Origin of the sequence: Syntrophobacter fumaroxidans MPOB, assembly GCF_000014965.1 — a bacterium.
GTDB classification, from domain to species: domain Bacteria; phylum Desulfobacterota; class Syntrophobacteria; order Syntrophobacterales; family Syntrophobacteraceae; genus Syntrophobacter; species Syntrophobacter fumaroxidans.
Genome location: NC_008554.1, coordinates 865,318 through 891,499, shown reverse-complemented (window position 1 = coordinate 891,499; position 26,182 = coordinate 865,318). Strand labels below are relative to the sequence as shown.

The following is a 26,182-nucleotide window of genomic DNA, read 5'->3' as shown; positions in this document are numbered from 1 at the left end:
TCCTTGATCTTGCCGGTGCGATAGATGAAAATTCCCTGGATTCGGAGGGAGCAGCATTTCCTTTCAACGTCCCGGCTGGAGTAAAGATGAACAAAATCACCCCCATGATGCAGCAATATCTCGAAATCAAGGAGAAGTATCCGGACGCGCTGCTGCTGTACCGGATGGGGGATTTCTACGAGATGTTCATGGACGATGCGGTGACGGCATCTGGGCTCCTCGAGATCGCGCTCACCTCCCGCGACCGGCAGTCGGAAGTCAGGATTCCCATGTGCGGCGTTCCCTATCACGCCGCCGAGGGGTACATCGCCAGGCTCGTCTCGGCCGGGAAAAAGGTGGCCATCTGCGACCAGGTGGAGGATCCCAGGAAGGCGAAGGGGCTGGTGCGCAGGGAAGTCACGCGGGTGATCACTCCCGGGCTGGTCCTGGACGCGCAGAACCTCGCCGCCAAGCAGCCCAATTACCTTGCCGCGGTCTCGAATTCCACGGCGGGCGAACGTTTCGGGCTCGCCTTCCTGGACGTCTCCACGGCCGAATTCAAGATGGTCGAGATTGAATCCCGCGAAGCCCTCCTGGAGGAGCTGATCCGGGTCTCGCCCCGCGAACTGCTCCTCTCCGATGACGACGAACATCCATGGGCCGAGGAGCTCCCGAAGCTTTACGGAATCGCCCTCACCCCCCTGGGTGCGGACAGATTCGACGGCAAGCGCGCCGAGGAAGCCCTGGTCGGCCACTTTCGGGTCCATTCCCTCGAGGGATTCGGCATTTCGGGGATGGACCTCGGAATCCGGGCGGCGGGGGCCATCCTTGCTTACATGCAGGCGAATCTCCTCGGGTCGTGCGATCACATCACGCGGCTTCTCCCATACAGCCGCGGCGACTTCATGATCGTGGACGAAGCCGGCGTCCGCAACCTCGAGATATTCCACTCCCAGAGCTTCCAGGGCCGCAAGGGCTCGCTCATTGACATCCTGGACGAAACCAAAACCGCCATGGGCGGGCGCAAGCTTCAGCAGTGGCTGCGGTATCCCCTGCTCGATCTCGCGCGCATCAACAACCGCCGGGAGGCGATCGCCGAACTGGCGGCGAACGCGCCCATGCGCGGCGAAACCCTGGGCCTGCTCAGCCGGATAAGCGACGTGGAACGCCTCAACGGCCGCAACAGCACGGGGACTTCGACGCCGCGGGACCTGGTGGCCCTCAAGAAGTCCCTGCAGAACCTCCCCGCCCTCGGCGCGGCGCTTGCCGAGCTCACCTCCCCAAGGCTCTCCGAGCTTCGAGCCCGCTGGGACGATCTCGCGGACGTCGCCGACATCATCGAGCGGACCCTCCTCGATCCCCCTCCACCGGGACTTGCCGCCGGGGGCGTCATTTCCGCCGGCGTCAGCGAAGAGCTCGACCATTTCGTGCGGCTGAGCCGCGACGCCAAGGGGTGGATGGCGGACTACGAGGTCCAGCAGCGCCGGGATACGGGCATTTCCTCGCTCAAGGTCCGCTACAACAAGGTGTTCGGTTATTACATCGAGATTTCGAACGCGAACCTCAACTCCGTCCCTGAACACTATTTTCGCAAGCAAACGCTGGTGAATGCGGAACGATTCATCACCGAGGAGCTCAAGACCTTCGAAACTCAGGTGCTCCAAGCCGAGGAGAAGCGGCTCGAGCTCGAGCAGCAGATCTTCGCGGATCTGCGCGCCCGGATCGCGCGGGAGGCCGGGCGCATCCAGGCCGCGGCCGACCGGATCGCCGACCTCGATTGCGTGTCCGCCCTGGCCGAGGTTGCGTGCCGCTACGACTACTGCCGCCCGGTGATGGACGAGTCCGACGCGATCCGCATTCGCGACGGCCGTCACCCGGTGATCGAGCATTACCTCAAAGACGGGACCTTCGTTCCCAACGACCTGGACATGGATCAGCGGGATCAGCAGGTGCTCGTCATAACCGGGCCCAACATGGCCGGAAAATCGACCATTCTCCGGCAGGCCGCCCTTATCGTCCTCATGGGACACATCGGGAGTTTCGTCCCGGCATCGGAAGCGCACATCGGCCTGGTGGACCGCATATTCACCCGTGTGGGCGCATCCGACGACCTGGCCCGCGGGCGTTCCACCTTCATGGTGGAGATGCAGGAAACCGCCAACATTCTCCATCACGCCACACCGCGCAGCCTTATCATTCTCGACGAGATCGGCCGCGGCACGAGCACCTACGACGGGCTGAGCATCGCCTGGGCGGTTGCCGAACATTTGCACGACTTCCAGGAAAAGGGTATAAAGACGCTTTTTGCAACGCATTATCATGAACTGACGGAGTTGGCCCGCAGTCGTCCGAGGGTCAGGAATTTCAACGTGGCCATCCGGGAATGGCAGCAGGAGATCCTGTTCTTTCACAAGCTGGTCCAGGGTGGAGCGAGCCGCAGCTACGGAATCCAGGTGGCGCGACTGGCGGGCTTGCCGGAGGAAGTGACCGGGCGCGCAAGGGAAATCCTCCAGCAGCTCGAATCCGGTCATGCGCCGTTTGCGGCCGCGCCGTCCGGCGCGGCCAGGCGCGGCCGCCCGGCGCGCGAGAAGGAACCCGGCATCCAGATGAGCCTCTTTCAGCGTTCGCCGGAATGGCTCCGGGATCGCATTTTGGCCCTCGACCTGGACAACATGACACCGATTGCCGCGCTGCAGAACCTTCATGCACTGAAAGAGCAGATACGGGGCTCCGCCGGGGAAGAACCGGCAAGCTGCGCTTCCAGGGGAAAGCGATGAGACGACCCGTAAACCGGAACCTCCTGTTGTTTCTTGCGGTTCTGCTGCTGTTCGCGGTCCGGAGCGGAGGCGCGTACGCCGCGGCGGATCCGGTCGAACGGCAGTACCAGGAGGTTTTGAAAAGGTACCGGGCGGCGCTCTCGGATCCCGAGACCACGCACCGCCTCCGGGAGCTCGACCAGTGCATCGCCGGCCTGCGGGAGGTGATGCGGCAGGATACCCGGGAAAAGCTCGGTGACCGGAGCCATTATCTGCTCGGACAATGCTATCACGCTCGATACGACGCAACGCGTGACAGGGACGACTTCCGGTCGGCCCAGGAAAACTACCGGAGCGTGGTGCAAAAGCACCATGACAGCCCCCTGGCCGACGACGCACAATACCTGATCGGGGTGATGACCCTCAACGAAGACCCCGCGCAGGCCTACATCGAGTTCGCGAAGGTGGGCATCTTCTTTCCCGGTGGAGACATGCACCGGAAGTCGTCGGAAATGACGACGAAATTGCAGAAAAGCCTCCAGGAGGAACGCCGAGCGAAGAAACCGGAGGCGGTTGGCCGGGATTCCCGGAAGACTCCTGCGGCGCAATCCGGCGGCGCCCGGTCGGCCGGCGATGCCGCCACGGCGAAATCGATCCGCGGCAAAGGGACTCCCGGTTCGAAGGGAAAACCGGCTTCGGCTTCGCCGAGAGCCGGCGTGGCCGGACGCAAGGCCGGCCCGTCCATGCCCAGCCTTGCCTGCCAGTTCGGCCTCGAGGTGAGGCGCATTGTGATCGATCCGGGACACGGCGGCAAGGACAAGGGGGCCTCCGGTCCCAACGGCATGCATGAAAAGGACCTGACGTTGGCCATTGCCAGGGAGCTGAAGAAAGCCATCGGGCGCAAAACCGGGTGCGAGGTGATCCTCACCCGCACGGACGATCGATTCATGTCCCTGGAGGACCGCACCGCCTTCGCCAATAAGCACAAGGCCGATCTATTCATCTCGATCCACGCCAACGCCCACGAGGACAAGACCCGTCGCGGAACGGAAACGTATTTCCTGAACCTTGCCAAGGACAAGGAATCGGCGCGTGTCGCCGCGCTCGAAAACGCAGCGTCGCAAAAGAAGATGAGCGATCTCGAAGGAATCCTGCGCGAGCTGATGCGCAACACCAAGATCAGCGAATCATCGCGACTTGCAAGAGACGTTCAGGCAAATATCGTCCACAAGGTCCGGCCCCAGTACAGGGAATTGAGGGACCTTGGGACCAAGCAGGCCCCGTTCTTCGTCCTGGTCGGCGCCGAAATGCCGAGCATTCTCGTGGAGACGGCATTCATCACCAACGACGCTGAAGAGCGACTCCTGAAGGACAAAAGCTTTCAGAGGAGCGTGGCCGCCGGAATATCCGGCGGCATTGAATCCTATATACGCAAGATGCACGGTTACGCCAGGATCGGAGACAGATCATGAGCCGGCCGACCCAGCCCGAGATCGTTGCCGGCACGATCCTGGAGTTTTTCGAATCCAAGGAAGTCGTCTGCGCCGTCTGCACGGGGGTAAAGAACAATCGTTTTTCCGCGCTGACGGAACAGAACCGCGAAGTCAGCCTCGCGCCGAGCAGGATCATCTTTGCGGGCAGCGCGCTGTTGGACCTCAAGTCCGGGCGTGACGACCTGGTGGCGCGGCTGCGCGCCGCGGGGCAGGAGCGGGAAAGACTGACGGGGAGCGTCGACATCGCCGAACTGTGGTCGCTGTTCGAGGGCGAGGAGGAAGGATTCGAAGCCCGGGACCTGGCCGGGTTCGTTTTCAGCGGCGCGCTGAGCGACGACCACGTGGCCGCGGTCCAGAGGGTCCTTCTCCGGGACCGGCTCTATTTCCAGTACAAGGACGGATGTTTTTACGCACGGGCGCGGGAAAAGGTGGAACAGCGCCGGGAGGAACTGGCAAGGGAGGCCGAAAGAGAGGCACGGCTGGACACTTGGGCCGGGTGGCTCGAAGGGGCATGGAACCGCAAACCCAGGTCGCCCCTGGCGGATCAGCAGGCGTTGATCGAGACCCTGAAAGACTACGCGCTTTTCGGGCAGGACTCCGCGGAAATCGTCTTCATCAAGGAACTGTTCAAACGGGCCGGGATTGCCATTCAACCCCAGTCGGCTTTTCGTATCCTGGTGCGGCTGGGCGTCTGGCAGGAAAACGAGAACCTTTACCTCCACGAGCAGGGCATTTCCCAGGATTTTCCGCAAGAAGTGGAGGAGCGGGTGGAAGTCATCCTGCATTCGGCGCGCCCCGGAGCATCCGGCGAGACGGAGCCGCAACGCCGCGACCTGCGGCACCTGGATTGCCTCACCGTCGACAGCGCCCTGACCAGGGACTACGACGATGCCTTGAGCTTCCGTGCATTGGACGGCAACCGATTCGAAGTCGGAATCCACATCGCCGATGCCGCGGAGTTCGTCCTGAAAGGGGATGTGCTCGACCGGGAAGCTGAACGGCGGGCGACGTCCATCTACCTGCCGGACGCCAGGATCTCCATGCTGCCCGTCCCGCTGTCCGAAGATCTGTGCAGTCTCAAGGCCGGCGAAGACCGACCCGCCCTTAGTTTTCTGTTCGTCGTCCACGGCGACGGAACCATCGCCGGGTCCGAAATTGTCTCGAGCACGATCCGCGTGGCGGAGCAACTCACCTACGAAGAGGTGAACGAGCGCATACGGCTCGACGATTCGCCTGCCGCGCTGTCCGCCCTGGCGATGAAGCTCAGGAACGCGCGGCTCGACCGCGGAGCATCGATCCTTCCCCTTCCCGAAATCCAGGTCTACGTGAACTCGGCGGGAATGATCCAGGTTTCCCGGTACGAAAAGGAAACGCCGAGCCAGATCATGGTGTCGGAATGGATGATTGCCGCCAACGCTGCCGCAGCGGCCTTTCTCGCCGAACGCGACCTGCCGTCGGTGTTTCGCGGCCAGGGGGAATGCAAGCAGGAAACCGATTTCACCCAGAGCGAACACGAACTGTTTCGCATCTACCGGCAACGGCGTCTCTACGCCCGGGCCGAGCTGGACACCCGCTCCAAACAGCACTGCAGCCTGGCCCTGGAGCACTACACCACTGTAACCTCCCCCATCAGGCGGTATACGGACCTGGTGGTGCAGCGCCAGATCAAGCAGGCGCTCCAGGGCGGCCCTCCCCTCTACGACGAGGACGAGTTGCGCGGTCTCATCACCAGGCTGACCGCGCTCCAGTCCAGGATCGCGTTCATTCAACGCAAGTGGACCCGGTACTGGATCCTCAAGTATCTCGAGCAGGAGGACATCCACTCACTGAACGCCCTTATCCTCGAGCAGAACGAACGCTATTCGCACCTGCTCCTCCCCGATTTCCTCATCGAGACCAACGCACACCTGCCCGAAAACGTGAAATTCCAGCCCGGGGAAATGGTGAGGGTAAAGATCGACCGGTTGAATCCCCGGGAGGACATCCTGCGCGTCCAGCTCCCCGATTTCGGAAAGTAGTGTTTCGGGGTCTGATCATCACTTTTCACAACAAAACCGTCTTCCGGGAAATGAGCGGCTGCGAGGTCGCCAACAGGCAGCTCTTGATGAGGCGCCGTGCCGCGGAGAGGGTATCTTCGCTTAATTTCACGAGGGTCTCGGCCCCAAACAGGCAGCGGATACGGTGTGCGACCAGCGCGCCGGGTTTGGGGCGATTCGCGTTCAAGAGCGCCGAACTGGAGATCGACCAAAACACGGCGGGCGGGGAAACCCCCGCCCTTGTATGCACCCCACGCAATTGGGCGGGAGGGCCTTGTACCCTCCCGCCCAATACTGTGGACTTGAACGCAACCCGGACTTTGATGCAAGCCCGGGTTTACAGGGTATACCCGGCCTCCCCGTGCTGGCTCAGATCGAGTCCTACGGATTCATCTTCCTCGGTCACCCTCAAGCCCATGACCTTGTCGAGTATCTTGAGAAGGATGAAGCTGACCGCAAAGGAATAGACCCAAGCGCAGACCACCGACAGCGCCTGGATGCCCAGTTGGCCCGGGTTCCCGAAGAACAGCCCGTCGGCACCCGCCGGGTTGACCAGCTTGGATGCGAAGAGCCCGGTGAGCAGGGCGCCCAGGGTTCCCCCCACGGCGTGGACTCCGACCACGTCAAGCGAGTCGTCGTAGCCGAACTTCGGTTTGAGGCTCACCGCCATGTAGCACACCGCCCCGCCGATCAGCCCGATGACCAGCGATGAGAGCGGCCCGACGAAACCGGATGCGGGCGTTATGGCAACCAGCCCCGCGACCGCACCGGAGGCCGCGCCGAGAGCGGTGGGTTTCCCCCGGTGAATCCATTCCGTGAACATCCACGACATGGCCGCCGCCCCCGTGGCGATATGCGTGACCACGAAGGCCGACGTCGCCAGGGCGCCCGAGGCGATGGCGCTCCCCGCGTTGAACCCGAACCATCCGAACCACAGCAGGCATGCGCCGAGAATGGTGAACATGAGGTTGTGCGGGGCCATGAGATCGACGCCGTACCCTTTCCTCTTTCCCACCACGAGGGCACAGGCCAGGGCGGACACACCGGAGCTGATGTGCACCACGAGCCCTCCCGCAAAGTCGAGCGCCCCGAGTTCCTTCAGCCAGCCCCCGGTGCCCCACACCCAGTGAGCGAGCGGATCGTACACCAGGAACGCCCAGAGCGTCATGAACACCACGTAGGTGCTGAACTTGAACCTTTCCGCGATCGCCCCCGAAATCAAGGCCGGGGTTATGATGGCAAACATCATCTGGAAGATCATGAACGCCTGGTGCGGAACGGTGGCGCCGTAGTCGCCGTTGGGTTCCAATCCGACTCCGCGAAGCCCGATCCAGTCGAGATTGCCTATGAAATGCCAGACGTCGGGACCAAACGAGAGGCTGTAGCCGAAGAGGACCCACTGAACCGTTATGATTCCCATCGCCACGAAACTGTGCATGACGGTGCCCAGGACGTTCTTGCGCCGCACCATTCCACCGTAGAAAAGCGCGAGGCCGGGGGTCATCAGCAAAACCAGTGCCGAACAGGCCAGGAGCCAGCCGGTGTCCCCGGTGTCCACCTTGAGGGGTGCCGCAGAGGCCGCAGCCGCCTCGACCGCCCCCGCCTGCGGTCCAGATTCCGCCGCGAAGCCGGCGCCCGCGCTCAGTGCCAGAAATACAAGAACCAAAATCACCAGCGTTCTGTTCATCTCGTTTCCTCCGGATCTCCAGACGAATTGCTTGAAACCTCGTATCGAGCCAATCCCGCTCTCGAGCACTAAAGCGCCTCGGGGCCCGTTTCCTTCGTTCGAATGCGCATAACGTCATCGATATGCGAAAGGAAGATTTTTCCGTCGCCGATTTTCCCCGTGCAGGCCGCTTTCTGTATGGCTTCCACGGCCCGTTCGACCAGGGTGTCCGGAACCACCGCGAGGACCATAAGCTTCGGAACGAAACTCACTTTGTATTCCGCGCCGCGGTAAAGTTCCACATGCCCTTTCTGCCGCCCGAATCCCTTCACCTCAAATACCGTCATTCCCTGCACCCCCAGAGACGACAACGCCTCCTGGACCTCCGTCAGCCGAAAAGGCTTGATGACCGCTTCAATTTTCACCATGTTCCGACACCTCCCGTTTTCTTCAAATCGCCTCCGGCACATTCCGTCCGAGCATCATACCGCCCGGCGCCGACTCTTTTTCTGGCAGAGGATGGCGCCCGCAAGCCATTCACCTGAATTCACTCCAGACCCCGGGCCGACCGCGCTCGCGGGCCGCCATCCTCTCGCGTGGAGAATAATCAAAGGGCGTGCCAACCGCTTTTCGCGGGTGCTGGATCAATGAGATAACCTGTGGAATTTCTTATTTGAATTTTCTTGGAGGGAGGTTTCCGAAGAGGCACCGGAGTGCCTGAAACGCAGTGACAAGATTGTTGGTATGCTTGAATTTTACATCAGGAAATGAACATTTTTGTATCGAACTGGCCAGGCTGATTCCCCGTGACGAAACGGGAAACGGCTTGTCCCGGAACGGCCGATGAAGGATTCCGCCCGCTTTCCCTCGATTCGCGGACCAGGAAAACAGGAGACTCGCGCCCCGAGCGGTCCGGCTGCGCCGCCGGGCACCGGCCATGCGGAACCGGAAAACCTTCCGGGAGGCTTTGGTTGGCGACGCACATCCGCCTCATACGACGCCGTGCCGGAAGACCATCCACAAGAGTGCGCCGCCCAAAACCACCCGGTAGACCACGAAAACGTTCGTGGAGTGGCGACGAAGGAATCGAAGCAGAAAAGCGATGGTGAGGTATCCGCTCACGGCGGACATCAGTGTTGCCGAGGCAAGAACCAGAAAGTCCTGCGAACCCATGAAGTCGAGGCTTTCCCTGAACTCCAGCAACCCGCTCGCCATCACCGCCGGTATGCTCAGTAGAAAGGAGAACCGCGCCGCGGTTTCGCGTGTCATCCCCATGAAGAGGCCGGCGGTTATCGTCGTTCCGGATCGGGACGCGCCCGGAACCAAGGCCATGACCTGGGCGAAACCGACCACCAGGGCGTCCAGCCAGGAAATCCGCTTGATGCTCTTGGAAAACCGTGCGACCACCTCTGAAACGCCGAGCAGGATGCCGAAGACGATCAGGCTCGCCGAGATCACGATGAGGCTCTTGGTCAGGCTCCCCTCGATGACCTTCTTGAAAACGAGACCGAATGTCGCCACCGGCAGGGAACCCAGAATCACGTACCAGCCCAGCTTGGAAACGTGAGATTGATCTTTGAACCGCATGCGTCGGAATACGTTTTCTTCCAGAAAGGTAAGGGAGATGTCCAGGACGTCCCTGGCGAAATAGATCAGCACGGCGGCCATCGTGCCCAATTGGATGACCGCTATGAAGGCTGTCCAGTGTTCGGGATGTTCGGCCGAGACGACCCCCATCCATTTTCCGGCAAGGGTCAGATGCGCCGTGCTGCTGATCGGAAGGAACTCCGTCAGCCCCTGGATCAATCCCAGCAACAATCCCTGCAACACGTTCATTCAGGCAGATTCCTTTCAGCTTCTCATCAGCCGCCGCCGGCATCTCAAGGCACGGCGCGGCTTCCACCGCGCCCGCCGCAATTCACTCATCGTCAGGCCGTGACGGCCGCACGGCCCCTGGCATTCGCCAGGTTCATCAGGTAGCCTTCAATGAAATCGTCGATTTCGCCGTCCAGAACGCCCTCGACGTTGCCCTTCTCGATGCTTGTCCGGTGGTCCTTGATCAACCGGTAGGGTTGCAGCACGTAGGAGCGGATCTGATTGCCCCAGGCGATGTCGTCGAGACTGTCGTGAGCTTCCTGGAGCTTTTCCTGCTGAGCCCTCTTTTCGCGCTCGTAGAGCCTTGCCCGTAGTATCTTCAGCGCAATGTCGCGATTTCTGTGCTGTGATTTTTCATTCTGGCACTGCACCACGATCCCCGTGGGGAGATGCGTGATCCGGACCGCCGAGCTGGTCTTGTTCACGTGCTGGCCGCCGGCGCCGCTTGCGCGGTAAGTGTCGATCCTCAAATCCGCCTGCTTGATTTCGACCTCGATCTTCTCGTCCACCTCGGGAATGACCAGCACCGCCGCGAAGGAAGTGTGCCTCCGGCCGCTCGCATCGAAAGGGGAAATCCGCACGAGGCGATGGATGCCGGATTCCCCCTTGAGCAGGCCGTAGGCATGGGAGCCCGACACGGTAAACGTACCGCTCTTGATTCCCGCCTCTTCACCTTCGAGCATATCGACCATCTGGACAGTGAAGCTCTTCTTCTCACACCACCGCAGGTACATCCGCAGCAGCATCTCGGCCCAGTCCTGGGCTTCGGTGCCTCCGGCGCCGGCATTGATGCTCACGATAGCATTCTTGTCGTCGTTTTCCTCGCCGAGCAACTGCTGCAGCTCGACCGTCCGCAGCTCCTTCTGAAGGCTCAACGCCTTGCGATGGACATCCTTGAGGACTTCCCGATCTTCCTCTTCGAGCGCCATTTCGAGCATGAGCTCGTTGTCCCGTAGCTCCTCCGACAGGCGCTGCCAATTCTCCACGATCACGTTGAGATCGGATCGTTCCTTGAGAACGTGTTTGCTTTCTTCCGGACTGTCCCAGAACCCGGGTTTGAGGAGTATCTTCTCGAGCTCCTTGAGCCGTTTTCGTTTGCCTTCGATGTCAAAGATACCCCCCGAGGGTCTGGAAGCGTTGAGCGAGTTCCCTGAGCAAAGTCTTGAGATCGCTGATGTCGATGGTCATACGCGCACCCTCCTCACTTGAACGCCACACGGCGTTGAAACGTCGAATAGATGATTCCTGAAAGCGTGATCAAAACGCACAGCCACGCAAAAATATCGCCGAACCTGGTGTAGAAGGTCACCAGCCGGAACGGCCGCACGCTACAGACAAGATAACCTTCCTGACCCAACGGAATCAAGCCGCACGGGGTTCCCGTCGCATCGTAGATCGCGCTGATTCCCGTGTTCGCCGCGCGGATCATGGGCACCCGACATTCGATCGCGCGCCAGCGGGCCATTTCCAGGTGTTGATACGGGGCGCTGGTGTTCCCGTACCATGCATCGTTGGTGATATTGACCAGGGCCGTGGCCCCGGCCCGGACCGTGGCCCGTGAAAGCTCCGGGAAAATCCCCTCGTAGCAGATCAGCACGCCCAGCGGCCGCTCATCCAGCCGAAGCGGATCGGGATCCTTACCGGCCATGAAATCCCCCGCGGCATGAACCAGGCGATGCACGAAGAACAGCACGCGGGCATACGGCACGTACTCACCGAAAGGCACCAGGTGCTGCTTGGCGTAAGTTCCCTTGAGCTCGGCCCTGCCGTCCACCAGGTAGGCCTTGTTGAGCAACCGGATTTCACCGTCCGCCCGGATCGCGCCGGGACTGCCGAACAACAGGGGAATACCCGCCTGTCGGACGAGCTCGTTGAGTTGCGGCGTCAGCTTGTCATCGATTCCGTAGAAAAAGGGTGCAGCCGTCTCGGGCCACACCAGCAACTCGGGCGCGGGAACACGCACCGAAGCCTCCATGGACAGCCGCTGGTAACGTCTCAGCGTCTCCTGCTGAAACGCGGGATCCCATTTCTTGCTTTGATCGATGTTCCCCTGGACCACGCCCACCGTGAACGGAGCAGCCAGGCTCTGCAGTCCTTTGACCACCTCCACGCGCCACGCGCCATAGGCTGTCGCACCCGCCACACACACAGCCAGGGCGATAACGGCGGTCTTCATGTGAAACCGGTAGAGGAAGGCGGCTATGGCGGTATTGCCGAGCACGACCAGCCAGCTGACCCCGTACACGCCCGTGATGTCCGCCACCTGGATGAGCGAAGCCAGCGGGGCCTGGGTATACCCAAGGTTCCCCCAGGGGAAACCCGAAACCGCATAGGCACGTATGAGCTCGAGGGTCACCCATGCCGAAGGCAATCCAAACAGCCAGAAAAAAAAGTTGGATTCCCATTTTCGCGCGAGCGCGCTGAACACCGCCACGTAGACCGCCAGGTAGGCACTCAGGAGCAGCAGAATGAGGACCGCCACGGCGAACGGCAGACCGCCGTAGTAGTCGATGACGTACCAGATCCAGTAGAGCATGGATGCAAAGTGCACGATTCCGCAAAGGTAGCCCAGCCAAAGGGCCTGCTTCACGGTCTTCCCGCGAATGGCCGCAAACAGCGGAATCAAGGCCACCCATGAACAGTAAAAGAGCTCGAGCTTCGGCAGGCCCACGGTCAGCAGCACGCCACTCAGAACGCTCAGCGGGACACTCAAAAACAGCTTGTTCGACGACATCTTCCTCGTTTCCCTGGAAGTTGTGGAGCGAGCGGGACCGCCGGAACGGAAAAGCCGGGACTTCCCCTGCCGCCGCAACGTGCCCCGGAATCCCTTATTGCCCAATGTCCCACGCCCGGGAAGTCTCGCCGCGTCAGGATGCGGCCCCGTTCGGGAGAGCGGCCGCCGCGGCCTCGGGATCGACCCTGCGAATCCGTATCTTCTCGATCTTCCGGTTGCTCGCCGCTTCGATCACCATTTCCATATTCTCGAAAACGATTCGTTCGTTGACTCCCGGCACCCTTCCCACAAGGCTGATGACAAAGCCCCCCACGGACTCGAACTTGCCTTCCGGCAGCTTGACGTCCAGGAAATCCTCCAGTTCCTCGACGTCCAGCCTCGCGTGCACCGTGATCGAACCGTCATCGTGCTCCACGATCAGCTTCACATCGGCATCGTACTCATCCATGACGTCGCCGATGATCTCCTCGATGATGTCCTCGAGCGTCAGGATCCCGGCCGTCCCCCCGTATTCGTCGACCACGATGGCCATGTGCGACTTGTTGTCCCGAAGATCCTCGAGCACCTCGCTGATCTTCTTGCTCTCGGGAATAAAATACGGACTGCGAATGATCGCCCGCAGGTCCACATCGTCGCTGCCCCAATACTTGAGCAGATCCTTGGCGTGCAGGGTTCCGATGATGTTGTCGATGCTGTCCTGGTAGATGGGAATGCGCGAATGACCGCTCTGGATGATCAACTGAATGACGTCGGCCGTCGTAGTCTCCGCCCGCGCGTAAACCGCGTCGGTACGAGGGACCATGATTTCCCGCGCGATCGTGTCTCGAAAGGAAAAGATCCCCTGGATCATCTCCCCTTCGTCTTCGGAAATGAGCCCGGCCTGTTCGCCTTCGTCGATGAGCTGTTGGATTTCCTTTTCGATGTTTTCGCTGCTTCCAATCCGGGATAGTCTACGGAAGCACATTCTAAGCCAGTTCTGAAATCCTTTGGCTGACCCCTCTTCCAATTTCCAGTCACTTTCCTGATGAGAGTAAGATGATGACCCGTACCCGAAAGACGTTCTAACTGTGCAAAAAATCTTAAGTATTTTACCCGATCGAACGTCCGTTAGCAAGGCGGACGAGCGGCACCCGCAAAAAAGAACGAAAGCAGCTTGTACACCAAGCGGGCGGCCAGGAAATCCGGAGCGGCAAAACAGGGCACCGGCAGCAGCTCCATCACATCGAATCCGACCACCTGCCGTTCCCGGAAGACGGCCCTGAGCAGGTCGATCACTTCATACCACGACAGACCGCCCGGTTCGGGTGTACCCACCGACGGCATCACCGCCGGGTCGAAGACGTCCAGATCGATGCTGAGATAAACCCGCTTTCCGAGGCACGGGATGACACGAGCGTACAGCGACGGATCCCGGTGGAGGTCATGCGCAAAGAAGCAGGGGATCTTCTTTGCCCGGATGAACTCATGTTCTTCGGCGGTCAGCGATCGTATCCCGACCTGCACCACGGGAGCCAACGCCGCGCCGTGCCGCATGATGCAGGCGTTGCTGTAGGGACTGCCCTGGTATTGCTCCCGCAGGTCCGCGTGGGCATCAAGGTGGAGAATGCTCAAATCCCCGAAGTGATCGGCCGCCGCCTCGATCATGCCCAGCGACAGCAGGTGCTCGCCGCCGAGCAGCACGGGCAGCTTTCCCGAGCGAAGGACTTGCGCCCCCACAACCCGCACGCTGTCCAGCATATCGCGCGGGGAGCTCACCACCACCGGCAATTCCTCCAGGGTGGCGATCCCGTGCCGATAGGCCTCGGTGCACGTTTCCTCGTCGTAGGGTTCGAGTTCCCTGGACGCGGCCAGAATGGCTCGCGGCCCTTCACGCGTCCCCGCCCGATAAGTCGTCGTGGCGTCGTAAGGCACCGGGATGATGACCGCTCCGGCATTCTCGAACGCACACTCGGGAACGGCAAGGCCCAAAAATGAACAATGGGGTCCCAGGCATTCCCTCAGCCCGGACCCCACCGATTTTTCGGAAGTCATAACCACTCTACCTGGAGCGCTGCATCAGCATCCGGTCCATACGCACCACCTGGGCGGATTCATGGATCGTATTGGGAAATTCCTGCCCCCGGTCCAGCACCTTCATCTCGAACTTTTGTATTTTAAAATATTTCTTCACCTTTTCCACCGCCTTCTGGGTGTCGAAAGGCTTGCAGGAGAACATGTCGAGGCTGAGGTACTGTTTTTCAGGGAACGTATGAATACTGATGTGGCTTTCTGCGATCAAGACGAATCCCGAGACTCCCCAATCCTCGGGAACCGACCCCTTGTAGCGGAATACGTACGGCGGCATGATTTTCGTCATGTCCATTTGCACGGGATATTCGTCCAGGAAACTGTAGATCAGACTCATATCCTGAAGCCCCACCGGATCACAGCCGTAACCATCCACCATCAAGTGCACACCAAAGCCGAACTCCGGTTTGCCCATGCCCATGGCAGTCACCTCCTGCATTCATTGGAGAACCGTCCGTTCTCAGTAACCCAGATCAATTCTTGCCGCCCAATATTGGAGATGCCACCGTGAGACTCCTAAAAGGCGTTGCAGGGCTTGCACGCTTTTAGCCATTCATAATAATGGACTCACTTCCTGAACCAGGGGCGGACCAGCTTCCACATTCGTGCCTGATGGGCTCGATGAACTCCCGAACTGAAGAAGCTCACTCTCTCAGCCAACCCTCAGTCTATCTCTTTCGCCACTATCCGGCGCCGTGTTCACGGGTGACGAAAATCATTGTGTTTTTCAGAATTCTCCACCGCTTACCGAAGATGGACCTCTATGCAAAAGTCAGCACTATATAAAGGACAGCTTGGCATGTGTCAAGGGAAAACCGGGGTCGAGTACCCGCCTGCACAAAAATAATCACGGCCGTTCAGACAGCGTGTATCGCGGTGTCGCAGCCCATGAGATCAAACGGCGGATTCCTTGTCGAGATAGACGCGGTCTCGTCCCAGGCCATGCTTGGCATGGTAGAGTGCCTGGTCTGCGCGACTGATCATGTCCCCGATATCATCGTCGATGCTCACCGATTTTTCGAGGTACCGGGCGATACCGACGGACAGCGAGGTGGGTACCAGCAGGAGTTGTCCGAAGTTCTCCCGGATGCGTTCCGCCACCGGCAACGCCTGCTCCAGGGGCAGATAGGGAAGAAGGACCATGAACTCATCCCCGCCGTAGCGGAAAGCGGTATCGACGTCCTTGCGAATGGACTGTCTCAGCACGGCTGCGAACTTCACCAGCAATTCATCCCCTGCCTGGTGCCCGTTCTGGTCGTTGTAGTCCTTGAACCGGTCGATATCCAGGAAAAAGAGAAACAGTTGGTGCTGATGGCGGATTGCACGGATCGATTCTTTGCGCACCAGTCTCTGGAAGAAACGCCGATTGAACAGGCCGGTCAGGGGATCGCGCACCGCAAGGCGTTCCAGCTCCTCCCTCAGGTGCCGTTCCCGGATCAACCGGTTCAACTTCGCTTCCAGCTCGTTCATGGTGAAGGGTTTCGTGATAAAATCGGAGGCTCCCGCCGCCACCACGTCGGTGTACTTGTAGTCCATGGCCAGACCGGTGATGGCGATGATGTCCACCTCGTTCTGGTGTTCGCTGAGGTAACGAATGAGCTGCATCCCGTCCATACGAGGCATCACCATGTCGGTGATCACGACGGAAAAATCCGAATCCTCCATCTTCTCCAACGCATCCCGGCCATCCACGGCCGTCTGTACCTCATGTCCCATGGACTCCAGCGCTTCCGCCACAAAATCGCGCACGGGCTGCTCATCGTCGACGACGAGTATGTGTTGTGAAGGCGTCTTTGCCCAAAATTCTCTGGCTTCCATGGTCAACCTTAATCAGCTGCGCTCAAGGGAGACGTACATCCAGACAACTCATTCGAGCGGCCAAATCCTGCAACGAGGGAAAGACGTTCAACAGCACTCGTGCACGGAGGGGAATGCTTCCACGGGAGCACGCACCGTCGGGAACGGGCTCCTGCGTGCTCACAGGAATTCTAATTAGTTCAATTGACTTTTTTTTACAAATAGTTTTCATGTATCTTTCAAATCAATTTGCCGGTGATTATCACCCAACTCTTCACGGAGCACGACATGCGACACATAGCCGTCGTCTACAAGCGCATGCGACCGGAGGCCGCCAGACTGGCCCAGGATATCAAATCCTGGCTCGCAAAGCGCAACGTCCTGGTATTCTGCATGGAAAACATCGACAGCGCAGGGGTGCTTTCCTCTCATCAACGCGTCGATTTTCCTCAAGATACCGATCTTGTCATCGTCCTTGGAGGCGACGGCACCCTGCTGAGCGTGGCCAGGCTCATCGAGAGCCGCAAGATCCCCGTCATCGGCGTGAACCTCGGCGGCATGGGGTTTCTGACTGGAATCACCATCGACAATTGCTACATGGAGCTTGAAAGAATTCTCGGCGGCGACTACGAAATCGAAGAGCGTATGCGCCTCAGGGTGCTGGTTCGCAGGGAGCACCGTGAAATCTTCAGTCACAGGGTTCTCAACGATGCGGTCATCAACAAGGGTGCCCTCGCGCGCATCATCGACCTGGTCACCGTCATCGACGGTCGCTTTCTGACCCACTATCGCGGCGACGGCCTCATCTTCTCCACCCCCACCGGCTCGACGGCCTACAATCTCGCAGCGGGAGGCCCAATCGTCTTCCCTACCGCGCAGGCCATCATCATCACTCCCATTTGTTCCTTCACCCTGACCAACCGCCCGATCATCTTTCCGTCCCACGTGATCATCCGCATCGAACTGGGCGAGCCGATCAAAGACGTCACGCTCACCTGCGACGGCCAGGTCGGCTGCCTCCTGGCGCCCTCGGACCGGATCGTGATCACCGCCGCGGCAAACCCGCTCCGATTGATCAAGACCCCTACCGTGGATCATTTCGAGATCCTTCGCAACAAGTTGAAGTGGGGCCAAGCCTGAATCCCACGCCAACTGAAGCGGATGAGGCGATCGGCTACAGGCCCCGCATCCATTCAGGCCTCAGGTGGATGCCCCCCTGGAGCGCATCGTCGATGGTCTTGAGCGCCCGCTCCTTTTCGCCCGGCATTCTCACTTTCAAGGGAAGGTAATTGGACGCGTGGTTTGCGAAGAAGAGTCCCCTGGTCATGGTCGTATGCCGCAGGATTTCCCGCAGTTCTTCGAGCATCTCGCGCGACGAAAGCAGCTCGAACTCCCCCCTTTGAATTCGGGCGTAGAGCTCGGTGTTGGGCAGCACCATGAGGGTCAGAACGCCCACGTAGTTGGGGTCCATCGCCGTCAGCGCCTCACCGGTGGCCCGCGCGTGGACCAGGGAGCGCTCACGCCCCGCCAGTCCCAGGATCGCCATGACCGACAGTTTGATCCCGGCCTCGCGCACTCTCCTGGCGGACTGGATCATCCGGTCGAGGGAAACGCCCTTGTTGATTTCCCTCAGGACCTGTTCGTCACCGCTTTCCAGCCCCTGGTACACAATGCCCAGCCCAAGCTCCCGGAGCTCGGCAAGTTGTTCGGGCGTCTTTCGCAGGATGCTCTTGGCATTGCCGTACAGGCCGACCCTTCTGATCCAGGGCATCTCTTCCCGGATTCGGCGCATGATCCGGACCAGCCGGTCCTGGGGAATGATAAGGGCATCTCCGTCGACCAGGAACACCCGGTGCAGAAAGGAAAGGTTCCCGGCCGCGTACCGGATGTCCGCATCGATCGTGGCGTCGTCCTTGATCCTGAACCGTTCCCCTTTATACGTGCCGCAGAACGTGCACTTGTTGTGCGAACAGCCGACCGTGACCTGCAGCAGAACGCTGTCCGCCTCGCTGGGCGGCCGGATGATCGTTCCTTCGTAGTGCATCCCGTCCATCGAATACCTCCTTGCCGTGTCTCGCCGCGATGACGATTCTCATGATAGCCTATCCCGCATCGATAGAGTATGATTCCCGGTGCGAAACACGACGGTTTTTCTCACTTCCTTCCACGTGACGTCGAGAGGACAGCATGCGCGGATTGTTCCCGGAGCTTCCCAAGGGAGCCAAATGCACGCGGTGCAAGGCGCAGGCCACGATCCGCCTGCCTCACCATCATGCGATTTTCTGTTCGGAATGTTTCCTTCAGTTTTTCCGGAATGCCGTCGCCAAGGCGCTCAAGAAATTCGGCACCACTCCGCGCACGCCTCTGCTGGTGGCCGTGTCGGGAGGCAAGGATTCTCTGGCGATGTGGAACGTCCTGCGGGATCTCGGGTACGAGACCAAGGGGCTTCACATCGATCTGGGCATCGAGGCCGGGTTTTCCCGCGCCTCCGCGGAAGCGATCGAACGCTTCGCCTCGCCCAGAAACCTCCCGTGGGTCACGTACTCCCTGAAGGAAACCATCGGCTACAGCATCACCGACATCCGTCGCAAGACCCGGCGCAAGATCTGCTCGGTGTGCGGTTTCCTCAAACGCCAGATGCTGAACCGTCTCACCATTCGGGAAGACTACCGGGCGCTCGCCGTCGGTCACAACCTCGACGACGAGGCCGGACGACTCCTCGGGAACATAGTGCGGCACCGCACCCGGTACTTCGAAAAACAGTACCCTTATCTGCCGTCCGACCACCCCCGGCTTCCGGCCAGGCTGAAGCCCCTCTATCGCCTGGAAGCCGATGAAATCCGCATCTACTGCGCCGAGACGGGCATAATGCCCCTGGATGACCGATGCCCGCTCTCCCGTGGAGCCACCAGCCACATGTTCAAGGAAGCGCTCGATTTCCTGGAAGACAGAATGCCCGGGACGAAAAGGGACTTCCTGTTCTCCTTCCTGAAAAAGCGGGAGCAGCCGTCGCTCGACCCGGACATCGGTTCCTGCACCCGGTGCGGAGAGCCGTGCTACGGGGAGACGTGCAGCGTATGTCGCCTGTTGAATCAGCTGCGGGGCGAGGACCCGCCCTGACGCGGCGACGGCAGCAACGCCAGTTGCAGCACGTCGGATATGGTCTGCAGTTCGTGAATGGTCATGTCCCTGCGCAGATGGTCCGGGATGTCCGCCAGGTCTTTCATGTTGGCATGGGGTATCATGATTTCCTTTACCCCGGCTCGACGGGCCGCCAGCACCTTTTCCTTGATTCCCCCCACGGGCAGGATGTCCCCCCGCAGCGTGATCTCCCCGGTCATGGCAACGTCTTTCCTCACCTCTCTGCCCGTCATCAGGGACGCCAGCGCCACAACCATCGGCGCCCCCGCCGAAGGTCCGTCTTTCGGGGTCGCTCCGGCCGGCACATGCACATGGATATCGGAACGATCGAATTCCTCCCCCTCTATCTCCAAATCCGCGGCATGCGCCCGGACGAAGGTGAGCGCGGCCGTGGCGGATTCCTTCATCACCTCGCCCAATTGGCCCGTGAGAAGGAGTTTGCCGTTGCCGTGCGTTCGCAGCGTTTCAATGAAAATGAGTTGCCCGCCGCTTGGTGTCCAGGCCAGGCCCGTGGCGATGCCGCACCCCCACGAGCGGGTGGCGGTTTCCGGAAGGAATTGAACCGGACCGAGGATCTCGGGAATCCCGGATGCATCGATGTGAATCGGTCCGGAGGCGCCCTCGGCGATTGCCTTGGCGGTATTGCGGCATACCGAAGCGAGGTTTCTCTGCAAAGACCTCACGCCGGCTTCCCGCGTGTAGGAACGGATGATCTCCAGGATGGCGTCTTCACCGATTCGGATATGGTCGGACGTCAGGCCGTGATTTGCGGTTTCGCGCTCCACCAGAAACTTCCGCGCGATTTCCAGCTTCTCCTCCGCCGTATAACCGGGGATTTCGATGACTTCCATCCGGTCTTTGAGCGCCGCGGGAACCGTGTCCAGCAGGTTGCCCGTTGCGATGAACATCACCCTGGAAAGGTCGAAGGGAACGCCGAGATAATGGTCGGAAAAGGAGAAGTTCTGCTCGGGATCCAGGACTTCGAGCAGCGCCGATGAAGGATCCCCTCGAAAATCCATGCCGATTTTGTCGATCTCATCCAGCATGAAGACCGGATTGTTGCTGCCCACGCGCCGCAGCCCCTGGACGATCCTGCCGGGCAGCGCGCCGACGTATGTTCGTCGATGACCCCGGATCTCGGCTTCGTCCCTGACACCGCCCAATGAAATGCGCAAAAACTTGCGACCCAGCGTCCGGGCAATGGACTGGCCGAGTGAGGTCTTCCCGACTCCGGGCGGCCCCACGAAACACAAGATCGGCCCTTTGAGGTCCTTTTTGAGCTGCAACACCGCAAGATATTCCAGGATGCGCCGCTTGACCTTCTCAAGGTCGAAATGATCTTCGTCGAGGATCACAGCGGCCTGACGAACATCGATCCGGTCTTCCGTCGAGACGCTCCACGGCATTTCCAGCAGCCAGTCCAGGTAGTTTCTCGAGACGTGGTATTCCGGGGCGCTGGGCGACATGCGCCCGAGTCGTTCGATCTCCTTCTCGGCCGCGCCGCGCGCTTCCGCAGGCATCTCCAGGTCGCGCAACCGGGCGGCAAGCTCATGAACTTCCTCGCTTGTATCCTCCCCCTCCCCCAATTCTTTCCTGATCGCCTGCAGCTGTTCCCTCAGGTAGTAGTCGCGCTGACGCTTGTCCATCACCGATTTGACCCGGTCCTGGATCCTCTGGGCAAGCTCGAGTTTCTCCAACTGCCTGGTCATGTAAAACGTGACGTGTTCCAAAGCCGCCTTGGTTTCGGGCATTTCCAGTATCGATTGCCTCTCGACCACCGAGAGCGCAAGATGTGACGCCACGGCATACACCAGTTGCATGGGACGTTCGGCATTCAGGGCGAAATTCGCCAGGTCCAGGGGAAGACTGGCCAACGACACGAATTTCTGGAAGCCCATGCGCAGATTGAGGGCCAGCGCCTCGATCTCCGGGCTGGTGCTCCGATCCTCCGGGACTGCCTCCACTTCGGCCTCGAGGTAATCCCCGGCCTGCGAGATGTTTCGGAGGCGCACTTTCTCGCTCGCCCCGACAATGATCTGGTAGGTTCCGTCCGCCTGTTTGAGCAGCTTGATGATGCTGCCCACCGTTCCCACCTGGTAGATATCCGCGGGCGAAGCCTCCTCGGCCTCTTCGTTCCTCTGGGCCACGACCGCCAGCAGACCGTTTTCCCGGTAGACTTCATCGGCGAGCCGCCGGTAACCGGCGCGCGTCACGTGCAGAGGCAGCACCAGGTCCGGATAGAGGACCATGTTCCGCAACGGCAGAATTCTCAGCTTTTCCGGCAGACCCTCTTTCTTCAACACCCCTTCGCCCTCCGAAGCCATGACCAATTTCCCCTTTCAGCAACGTCTCCGCGCCAATTAACCCCAGCCCTCGATCGATACCGAAATTCGCCTTCTCATACCTTCAGGTTAATGATTGCTTCAAGAATTGGAAGAGCCGCTCGCAACGATCCGCAGAAGCCGCGACGTGTCGATTCGGGCTGCGCCCGGCTCAAGGGGCGGTTCCGAGGTCGCCGGAACCTTGCGTGCCGCTTCGCTCGTATTCGCCCGCGCGATCAGGCGTGTTCTCTCCAACGAGGACCTTCCGATAAATCGCCTTGTCTTCCCCCGGTGCGTAGTAATCCTTCAATACCGCTTCCAACCGGTAGCCGCACCTCTCGTAGAAGGCCCTGGTGGGCTCGTACTGACCGCGGCACGAAGTTTCCACATAGACCCGAGTGCCGCCCGCGGCGGCAATGACGCGTTCGGTTCGCGCGAGCAGCCGCTTTCCGAGCCCCCTTCCCCGGAATTCATCCAGCACGACGATCCAGTACAGATCGTAGCCGGCAAGCGTGCACGGGATCGGTCCGAAGCAGGCGTAGCCGACCATTTGGCCTGAACGCTCCGCGAAGATGAAATGGTAGCCGCTGTCGCCCCCTTTTTCCATCCGGGTTTCGATCAATTCAACGGCGACCGCCACTTCTTCAAGGGAGAAGAAACCCGTCGATCGCGCCAGCCGGCCCACCTCCGCCGGGTCGCCGGATCGCGGGTCGGCCCTGAAGACGATATCTGAAAGCTCGATCGGGTGTTTTCCCCGTGTAGACCGCACACACGCCCTTTCATCCGCATCGCGCGCCGGACGCGATTCTGTCGATGACGTCCGTGTAACTGAGTCCGGCCCTCGCGGCTGCGGCGATGAAACCGGCATCCGGCGACAGGCAAGGATTCGCATTGACCTCCAGGACCCACGGAACCTCCACCCCGTCGACCCGAAAGTCCACTCTCGCGTAACCGTTGAGACCGAAAAGCTCCCAGCAGTTCATCGAGATCTCGCTCAACCGGCGCAGGAGCCCTTCGTCTTCCGCGGCGAATTCAAATGTCCTGGGTGTGTTCCGGAACTCGAATGAGCCGGTTTCCCACTTCGCCCGGTAACCGACAATCTTCGGCGTGTCGGATGGAAAGCCCCGGAACAGGATTTCCGCGGGCGGAAGGACTCGAACCCGGCCGGCCTCCTCGATCAGCGAGATGTTGAATTCCCGCCCTTCGATAAACGATTCGGCAAACCATTCCCCTCCGAGCATCGCTTCACGCTGGAGGATCGGTTCCATCAGGTCCCCGGCGTCGCGGGCTTGAACCAGCGAATTTTCGTCGATTCCAATGGATGCGTGTTCCCATACGGACTTGACGAGACAGGTGCCGGCAGGAAAGGGACTGCCCGGATGACGCCGAGCCCCCCCCGGTTTTTCAAACCATGGCGGAGTCCGAATCCCCGCTCGATCCAGGAGTCTTTTTGCCAGCAGCTTGTTGGAGGTCGACAGGATGGCGTCGGCTCTCGCCCCGGTAAATGGTATGCGCAGGTGTTCGAGAATTGACGGAGCGAAATGAATGAATCTGCCCGATCCGTTGATGCTTTCCACGAGGTTGAACACCAGCCGGGGCCGGATGCCCAGCAACTCGTCGATTGCAGCCTGCAGGTCCATGTTCAGGGCGAGAAGGCGCGGGAGATGCCCGAGAGCGGCGAGTGCGGTCGAAACGGCCCCGGCCTGAACCAGCACGTCCGCCTCGTCCTGCGCCGCCCCTTCCGGGACCAGACCGTGCAGCACAATTGTGTTCATCATGAAAAGGCACTTTGGGAAACGATCGTGCACGGCACTCGGCGCAACAACCGGCGTCCCGGGCCGCGCGCGACTCATCCGGAATCGACGCGCTCCATGGCGGACGCCATGATCCTGCCGATCAGTTCAACATAGGACATACCGGCGAGCCTCGAGAGAATGGGCAGATCCGAGTGCACGGGATGCAGTCCCGCAAGCGGATTGAGTTCCACGAAGCTCGGCACGTTTCTTTCATCGCAACGCAGATCGATGCGGCCGCCGTCTCGACAGCCGAGCTTCCTCCACGCCTCGACGGAGATTCTTGCCGCAAGCCTGGCAATGGAGCCTTCCGCCAGACGGTATTCCACCCTCCGTTCGTAGTGTTCCTTGTTGCTGTAGGAATAGGCGTCCCGCTCCGCCCCGTCCTTGAGGATCACCTCCATCACGCCGACGACCTCGGTCTTCGCCCCCGTCCCAACGAGTCCGACGGTAAACTCCCTGCCGGGCAGAAACTTTTCGATGAGGACGGGCTGCCTGTAGACTTCCAGGAGTTGACGGCATTTCGCAACCAGTTCCTCTTGAGTGCCTATCCGGGATGCAGCGTCGATCCCCTTTCCGGTTCCTTCCGCCACCGGTTTTGCGAATACCGGAAAGGGGATCCCGATCGCTTCCGTTTCCGACACGTCCTGGATGACGACGAAATCGGCCGTCGGGATGCCCATGTTGCGGAGCACGTTCTTGGCCATGCCCTTGTGGAGCGACAGGGAAAGAACCAAAGGGTCCGAGAAGGTGTAGGGAATCCCGTAGGCATCGAGCAGCGCGGGGATCGCCGCTTCCCGTCCGAAACCCGCCAGTCCTTCGGCAATGTTGAACACCAAATCCCATCGCTCGCCCACAGCCAGCCTTCGCACAAGGTTCCGAACGTGCCCTATGCGGTCCGTTTCGAATTTCAGGTCGCGCAGGGCCGATTCGATGGCATCGATGGTCTCCGGGCGGTCGAATTCGGCGGTTTCTTCATCGCTATAACCCTCCGCAAGGTATTCCTGCCTCAGATCGTAGGCAATACCCACCTTCATGGATCTATTCCTTCAATGGTCCCGAACACATCCGAAATCCGCTCCCCGCACTTTCGCCGGTGTTTCCCGCCGGGTCGGGATACCGGTAGAGATCGCCGGCGTAGTTGCGAAGCAGGAGATCGTCGCCGTCGCGACCGGCAACGTACTCCGGAAGCAACGGAACCTTGCCGCCGCCCCCCGGTGCGTCGATCACATATGTGGGAACGGCGTATCCCGAAGTGAATCCCCTCAGTCCCCGAATGATTTCCAGACCTTTACTCACCGGAGTCCGGAAATGCGATGAACCCGGAATCGGGTCGCATTGATACAGGTAATAAGGTTTGACCCGTATTTTCAGCAGGCCGTGGAACAACCTCGTCATGGTTTCGACGTTGTCGTTGACGCCGGACAACAATACGGTCTGGCTCCCCAGCGGGATCCCCGCATCGGCGAGACGGGTGCAGGCGTGAGCCGTCTCGGGCGTCAATTCGTCGGGGTGTGTAAAGTGGATGCTCATCCACAGGGGATGGTACTGCTTCAACATGCGCACCAGTCCCATGGTGACGCGCTGAGGAAGGACCACCGGCACTTTCGTCCCGATGCGCAGAAATTCCACGTGGGGAATGCGCCGCAGACGCGACAGCAGCCACTTCAGATGGTCGTTGGGAAGGGTCAGCGGGTCTCCACCCGACAGCAGAACATCACGGATGGTGGGGGTCCGCTCGATGTATTCGATGGCCCTGTCCCATTCGCGATGGCCAAAACGGTAGGTGCCCCGGTTGCCCACCATGCGCGAGCGGGTGCAATAGCGGCAATAGGTCGAGCAGTACCCTGTCACCAGAAAGAGGACCCGATCCGGATAGCGGTGGACCAGGTTGGGCAGCTGGCTGTCTTTTTCCTCTCCAAGAGGATCCTCGGTTTCGCACGGATGATGAAAGTACTCACGATCCACCGGCACCACGCAACGCCGCACGGGTTGCGACGGATCGTTGCAGTCCAGCAAACTGGCATAGTACGGTGTGATGGCGACGGGCAACGGTCCCCGCCCGGACGTCACGGCTTTCAGCTCATCGTCGGACAGACGGATGATCCGCGCCAGAGCCTCCCGGTCCTGGATCCGATTCCTGAGCTGCCAGCGCCAATCGTTCCATTCCGCAGTCGACACACGAGGGAAATGCGTCCTCCGAAAAGCATCGGCTCGGGGATTGATGCTGAATGCGGCATTCTCGTTCGGGAATCTGGATTCCGACCGGCGGTTCCGGCGGCGGGGTCCGAGAGGTTGTGTGCGTGACCTGTTATCCGTGAGGCCTATCGTGGGAAAAATGGAGAGTTGGACAACTCTACCGGGAGGTTCCGTTTCTTCGTTCGGAGGTTCCACTTCCTTGCCAAGACAGACATTGTCTTCCATCTGATCAGCTCCTCACCCTGCGGCAAAACTCCAGCTTCAAGCCTCGTAGCAGGAACGGCAGAGGTACGGGACTGCATGCCGCGTCCCGTACCGACTGCTC

General features: G+C 60.3%; 20 protein-coding genes. 5 read left to right on the top strand and 15 right to left on the bottom strand.

What is annotated here, in order from left to right; genetic code table 11:
* Nucleotides 1–86: 86 nt before the first annotated feature.
* The 3 genes from mutS to SFUM_RS03790 are packed head-to-tail and all read left to right on the top strand — an operon-like array spanning nucleotide 87 to nucleotide 6,246.
* On the top strand, nucleotides 87–2,756 hold the full coding sequence (gene mutS, locus SFUM_RS03800) for a DNA mismatch repair protein MutS (RefSeq protein WP_011697601.1): 2,670 nt from the start codon (nucleotides 87–89) through the stop codon (nucleotides 2,754–2,756).
* Nucleotides 2,753–4,207 (top strand): N-acetylmuramoyl-L-alanine amidase, encoded by a 1,455-nt coding sequence (locus tag SFUM_RS21345; RefSeq protein WP_011697600.1) that lies wholly within the window; start codon nucleotides 2,753–2,755, stop codon nucleotides 4,205–4,207. The genes mutS and SFUM_RS21345 overlap by 4 nt, the downstream gene beginning before the upstream one ends.
* A complete protein-coding gene (locus tag SFUM_RS03790) occupies nucleotides 4,204–6,246 on the top strand; it encodes a ribonuclease catalytic domain-containing protein (RefSeq protein WP_011697599.1) in 2,043 nt (680 codons plus the stop codon). Before SFUM_RS21345 ends, SFUM_RS03790 begins: the two co-directional genes overlap by 4 nt.
* Before the next feature lie 355 nt (nucleotides 6,247–6,601).
* Here SFUM_RS03790 and SFUM_RS03780 read toward each other — a convergent pair whose 3' ends face one another.
* The 9 genes from SFUM_RS03780 to SFUM_RS03735 all read right to left on the bottom strand — a co-directional run bounded on the left by SFUM_RS03780 (nucleotide 6,602) and on the right by SFUM_RS03735 (nucleotide 16,424).
* A complete protein-coding gene (locus SFUM_RS03780; protein ID WP_011697598.1) occupies nucleotides 6,602–7,951 on the bottom strand; it encodes an ammonium transporter in 1,350 nt (449 codons plus the stop codon).
* Between the two features lie 68 nt (nucleotides 7,952–8,019).
* Nucleotides 8,020–8,358 (bottom strand): P-II family nitrogen regulator, encoded by a 339-nt coding sequence (locus SFUM_RS03775; protein WP_011697597.1) that lies wholly within the window; start codon nucleotides 8,356–8,358, stop codon nucleotides 8,020–8,022.
* A gap of 562 nt (nucleotides 8,359–8,920) precedes the next feature.
* Entirely contained in the window at nucleotides 8,921–9,766 is an 846-nt protein-coding gene (gene uppP / locus SFUM_RS03765; RefSeq protein ID WP_011697596.1) for an undecaprenyl-diphosphatase UppP, read from the bottom strand.
* Between the two features lie 92 nt (nucleotides 9,767–9,858).
* Nucleotides 9,859–10,993 (bottom strand): peptide chain release factor 2 gene (gene prfB / locus SFUM_RS03760; RefSeq protein WP_150109422.1). Its coding sequence is split into 2 segments (ribosomal slippage): nucleotides 9,859–10,926 and nucleotides 10,928–10,993, totalling 1,134 coding nucleotides; the frame shifts between segments, so codons are not numbered across the junction.
* Between the two features lie 13 nt (nucleotides 10,994–11,006).
* Entirely contained in the window at nucleotides 11,007–12,539 is a 1,533-nt protein-coding gene (gene lnt, locus SFUM_RS03755; RefSeq protein WP_011697594.1) for an apolipoprotein N-acyltransferase, read from the bottom strand.
* Nucleotides 12,540–12,672: 133 nt separating this feature from the next.
* Nucleotides 12,673–13,545 carry a hemolysin family protein gene (locus tag SFUM_RS03750; protein WP_041439764.1) on the bottom strand — a complete coding sequence of 291 codons (873 nt, stop codon included), beginning with the start codon at nucleotides 13,543–13,545 and terminating at the stop codon, nucleotides 12,673–12,675.
* Between the two features lie 101 nt (nucleotides 13,546–13,646).
* Nucleotides 13,647–14,570 carry an agmatinase gene (speB, locus tag SFUM_RS03745; RefSeq protein WP_011697592.1) on the bottom strand — a complete coding sequence of 308 codons (924 nt, stop codon included), beginning with the start codon at nucleotides 14,568–14,570 and terminating at the stop codon, nucleotides 13,647–13,649.
* A gap of 7 nt (nucleotides 14,571–14,577) precedes the next feature.
* On the bottom strand, nucleotides 14,578–15,045 hold the full coding sequence (gene speD / locus SFUM_RS03740; protein ID WP_208597101.1) for an adenosylmethionine decarboxylase: 468 nt from the start codon (nucleotides 15,043–15,045) through the stop codon (nucleotides 14,578–14,580).
* A gap of 455 nt (nucleotides 15,046–15,500) precedes the next feature.
* Nucleotides 15,501–16,424: a GGDEF domain-containing response regulator gene (locus SFUM_RS03735; protein WP_011697590.1), complete on the bottom strand. Its 924-nt coding sequence runs from the start codon at nucleotides 16,422–16,424 to the stop codon at nucleotides 15,501–15,503.
* A gap of 267 nt (nucleotides 16,425–16,691) precedes the next feature.
* Here SFUM_RS03735 and SFUM_RS03730 point away from each other — a divergent pair, with 267 nt between their 5' ends.
* A complete protein-coding gene (locus tag SFUM_RS03730; RefSeq protein WP_011697589.1) occupies nucleotides 16,692–17,543 on the top strand; it encodes an NAD(+)/NADH kinase in 852 nt (283 codons plus the stop codon).
* Nucleotides 17,544–17,577: 34 nt separating this feature from the next.
* On the opposite strand, the gene SFUM_RS03725 is transcribed toward SFUM_RS03730, so the two are convergent.
* Nucleotides 17,578–18,447, bottom strand: a complete 870-nt coding sequence (locus SFUM_RS03725; RefSeq protein ID WP_041441614.1) for a radical SAM protein — start codon at nucleotides 18,445–18,447, stop codon at nucleotides 17,578–17,580.
* A gap of 143 nt (nucleotides 18,448–18,590) precedes the next feature.
* Here SFUM_RS03725 and SFUM_RS03720 point away from each other — a divergent pair, with 143 nt between their 5' ends.
* On the top strand, nucleotides 18,591–19,523 hold the full coding sequence (locus tag SFUM_RS03720; protein WP_011697587.1) for a PP-loop family protein: 933 nt from the start codon (nucleotides 18,591–18,593) through the stop codon (nucleotides 19,521–19,523).
* Here SFUM_RS03720 and lon read toward each other — a convergent pair.
* The 5 genes from lon to SFUM_RS03695 all read right to left on the bottom strand — a co-directional run bounded on the left by lon (nucleotide 19,496) and on the right by SFUM_RS03695 (nucleotide 26,082).
* Nucleotides 19,496–21,868, bottom strand: a complete 2,373-nt coding sequence (gene lon, locus SFUM_RS03715) for an endopeptidase La (RefSeq protein WP_011697586.1) — start codon at nucleotides 21,866–21,868, stop codon at nucleotides 19,496–19,498. The genes SFUM_RS03720 and lon overlap by 28 nt on opposite strands.
* A 169-nt stretch (nucleotides 21,869–22,037) precedes the next feature.
* Nucleotides 22,038–22,634 carry a GNAT family N-acetyltransferase gene (locus SFUM_RS03710; protein WP_208597100.1) on the bottom strand — a complete coding sequence of 199 codons (597 nt, stop codon included), beginning with the start codon at nucleotides 22,632–22,634 and terminating at the stop codon, nucleotides 22,038–22,040.
* Between the two features lie 10 nt (nucleotides 22,635–22,644).
* On the bottom strand, nucleotides 22,645–23,643 hold the full coding sequence (locus tag SFUM_RS03705) for a D-alanine--D-alanine ligase family protein (RefSeq protein WP_208597099.1): 999 nt from the start codon (nucleotides 23,641–23,643) through the stop codon (nucleotides 22,645–22,647).
* A gap of 71 nt (nucleotides 23,644–23,714) precedes the next feature.
* The gene (locus tag SFUM_RS03700) at nucleotides 23,715–24,695 is read right to left on the bottom strand and encodes a D-alanine--D-alanine ligase family protein (RefSeq protein ID WP_011697583.1); all 981 of its coding nucleotides are present in this window, start codon (nucleotides 24,693–24,695) and stop codon (nucleotides 23,715–23,717) included.
* A gap of 4 nt (nucleotides 24,696–24,699) precedes the next feature.
* Complete coding sequence (locus SFUM_RS03695) at nucleotides 24,700–26,082, bottom strand: KamA family radical SAM protein (protein WP_011697582.1); 1,383 nt, start codon at nucleotides 26,080–26,082, stop codon at nucleotides 24,700–24,702.
* Nucleotides 26,083–26,182: the final 100 nt, after the last annotated feature.